Source organism: Kitasatospora sp. NE20-6, assembly GCF_045862635.1.
Genome location: NZ_BPRL01000146.1, coordinates 1 through 3,142, shown reverse-complemented (window position 1 = coordinate 3,142; position 3,142 = coordinate 1). Strand labels below are relative to the sequence as shown.

General features: G+C 69.7%; 2 protein-coding genes and 1 pseudogene. 1 reads left to right on the top strand and 2 read right to left on the bottom strand.

Going from position 1 to position 3,142, the window contains the following annotated elements:
- Together SNE206_RS39830 and SNE206_RS39825 are read right to left on the bottom strand one after the other, a co-directional pair.
- Positions 1–220: pseudogene (locus tag SNE206_RS39830) on the bottom strand (hypothetical protein); the annotation flags it as partial.
- A 144-nt stretch (positions 221–364) separates the two neighbouring features.
- Entirely contained in the window at positions 365–1,789 is a 1,425-nt protein-coding gene (locus SNE206_RS39825) for a cytochrome P450 (protein ID WP_407918481.1), read from the bottom strand.
- 177 nt (positions 1,790–1,966) lie between these two features.
- Between SNE206_RS39825 and SNE206_RS39820 the strand changes: the two genes are divergently transcribed.
- A complete protein-coding gene (locus SNE206_RS39820; RefSeq protein ID WP_407918480.1) occupies positions 1,967–2,635 on the top strand; it encodes an enoyl-CoA hydratase/isomerase family protein in 669 nt (222 codons plus the stop codon).
- Positions 2,636–3,142: the final 507 nt, after the last annotated feature.

Here is a 3,142-nt window from a genome sequence, read left to right as displayed (position 1 = left end):
TGAAGGCGGGGGCGGTGAAGCCGTCGTACTTCATGAAGGAGAAGTACGCGGTGGACAGCAGCGGGTAGGCGAAGAAGACGCCGAAGCCGATCAGCCAGGGGGAGAGGAAGGCGAGGGTGCGGGCGCGCTCCCGGCGGTGCTTGCGCTTCAGCGCCGCCGGCCGAGGGGTGGAATCTGCACATGCCGCGACACGGACGTCATTTCGTCCGATGGTCTGCATAGTCAATCTGGTACTCCGGTCCCGCTCGCAACTCCGTAAAAGAGCTGTCTGCATTGCGTCGCACGGCGTGGAAGGTCGGCGGTTGCACTGCCATTCGCCGAGATCCCGGTCGGCAGGTTCCCGAACTGGCTGTCGGCAGCGTTGTCACTGGTGGGCGCATCCGAGGGTCTGCTCACAGCCGGCCTCAGGACGGCGTTCGTCAGGGTGCCGCGCGCCCGGCAAAGGGTGCCGGATCGGTGTCCCCCCGAAAGAAGCTGCGGAAGGAGGCGCGTGCCCGGTTGCGGATGCGCAGTGCACCTTGCCGAGGGCCACCGGAAGTGCGAAATGCTTGGGAAGGGCCAGCGAGGAGGAGAACGCCGGCGCTCCGGCGACGTGTATCTCCGGGAACCGGCGATGAACGGCACGCAGCACGACGGCGGCCTCCAGCCGAGCGAGACGGGTGCCGATGCAGTAGTGGATTCCGGCACCGAAGGCGAGGGACTGGCTGGTGCCGTCGCGTCGTGGATGCCAGCGCTGCGGATCCCACTGGGCAGGGTTCGTGAAGGCCCGGGGGTCGCGGTGGGCGACCGGCAGCAAGGCGTGAACGAGCTGTCCTGAGGCGATCGGATGTCCGGAGAGCTCAGTGGCCCGGGTGGACACGCGGCTGAGGACGGTGGCCGGCGGGTGGAGTCGCAGGGACTCCTCCACCAGGGCGTCGACTGCTTCGGGCGACGTGTCGGCCAGGAGCGTACGAGCACGGGCGCGGTGGCGGTCGAGGTCCGCCAGGCAGCGCGAGAGCAGCGCACTCGTCGTGGTCACGCCCGCGGTGAGCATAAGTCCGGCTTGGACCACCTCCTCCGGTTCGGGCTGGGGCTGCGTTGCCGAGTGTCCGTACGGGCATGCCGCCGGTGCCGCGCCGGGCCGGTCTGCCGGGAGGCGGCGCGTGAGGTAGCCGGTGAGGAAGTCGGCGGCTGCATCGGCTTCGGCCAGCAGTGTCCGCGATGGCGAGAGTTCCTGCGCGAGGGCGAGTGTCTGACTTCGACGGCCTAGCTCATCGGCGTCCTGCTCTGGAAGCCCGAGCAGGACACACATGACCAGGGCCGGCAGGCGGTCGGAGACGTGGGTGACGAAATCGGCGACGCCGGTGGTTCGCGCAGCGTGCTCCAGGGAGTCGAGGCAGTCCTCGGCGAGTTCCTCGATGCGCAGCCGCAGTGTGTCGTCGATCCGCGTGGGGACGGCGGCCCGCGCCCGGCGCCGCAGGGTCGTGTGCAGCGGTGGGTTCTGCTGCATGACCGAGGAGAACAGGGAGCGCAGACTCGAGTGATTCCGCCAGCCCGGCTGGGTCTCGTCGAGGTGGGCGGCATCAAGCGTCTTCCAGTGGCGATCGGTGAGGATCTGCCGGGAGTCGTCGAAGCGGGTGAGCAGCAACCCGCCCCAGGGTGTGGGGATCACGGGTCCAAGAGCCGCCAGTTGTTGGGAAAGCTCGTCGGTGGCCTGCGGTGCGCGGCGCAGCCGACCGAGCAGCCGTGCGGCATCCAGCGTGGTTCGGGGGACGGCGGGTATGGGATGTGCCGTCATCGTGTCAGGCATGGCGGTACCACCTGAACAGAAAGGGGAATGTGCTGCGTGCATACATGTGAACGTGCTGTTCACGCGGGTGGTTCAGGGACGGTGCGTCGTACCGTGGGGGATGGGAATGGCGATAGAGGGTGAGCGGGCGTGCTTGGGTTGTCGGTAGAACAGGTCGGTCCGTGTCTGCGGCTGCGTATGAACCAGCCGGAACGCGGCAATGTGCTCGATGCGGCGATGCTGCGTTCGTTGCTGTCGGTGTATGCGTCGTTGCCGGATCGCCCCGATGTCCGGGTGGTCGTGCTCAGCGGTGCCGGTCCGAACTTCTGCGAGGGCGTCGACCGTGGCGAGCTCGCCGCGCTTGAGCGCGACGACGCGCTGTCCGTCGCCGAGCTCGGGCGACGGCTGTGCGAGGCGATCTCGACAGCGGATGCGGTGACGGTGGTGCGTGTCCAGGGGCGGGTTGCCGGTGCGGGACTCGCCCTCATGCTGGCATGCGACCTCCGATTGGCTGCCTCGGACACGGTGTTCCGGCTTCCCGAGCTGGTTCTCGGCCTGCCGCCGTGCTGGGGAGGAGCCGGGCCTCGGCTGCTCGCGGAAATCGGCCCGGCGCGTACCCGCGAGCTCGTCCTGCTGGGTGAACCGATGGCCGCGGCTGAGGCTGCCCAGGTGGGCCTGGTCAACCGGGTCGGGGACACGGCGGAACTGGATGCGGTCGAACGCCGATGGACCGGCCGACTGGCGAGGAACCGTGCACCGGCGAGCCGGATCGCTCGTGCCCAGCTCCGCGCGTACAGCCGCCGCGACGTGCTCGGTGACCTGACCGAGTTGGAGAGCACTCTCCTCGCCGCGTCGCTGAGCAGCTGACTGACGCTTTGCCCCGCGACTCCGGGGGTCGCCTCGGGCAGGAACAGGGCCCGGGCGGCTGACGGCAGGACGCGGCAGTCGGCAGCGGTCGGACGGCAGGTGGTGGGCGCGGAGAACTCCGGCAGGCCCGGCGGGCGGCGACCCTCGCGCCGGGAAGTACGATCGCCCGTCGTCCCGGCAAATACCCTCACCGCCGACCGACCTGCACCGCCAACCACCCCGTTACGGGAGCACGGGACCGGGCAGGCGGGAGGCCGGGGCCGGTCAAGGAGCGGTGCAGTCCTTCTCCGGCGATCTCCTGTCTGCCGCCGCCAACCCGCACCATCGATGCGCCGCCGGCCTGTACCGACCCCTGGCCGTACCCGTCAGCGCTCCGGGTGCTCCAGCATCTCGGTGACCAGCGCCGCGATCGGCGACCGCTCGGACCGGGTCAGGGTCATGTGGGCGAACAGCGGGTGCCCCTTCAGCTTCTCGACGACGGCCACGACGCCGTCGTACCGGCCGACC

Coding starts and splice junctions, on each gene's coding strand:
- SNE206_RS39825 (WP_407918481.1), bottom strand. CDS start 1,789: ATGCCTGACACGATGACGGCACATCCCATACCCGCCGTCCCCCGAACC.
- SNE206_RS39820 (WP_407918480.1), top strand. CDS start 1,967: ATGAACCAGCCGGAACGCGGCAATGTGCTCGATGCGGCGATGCTGCGT.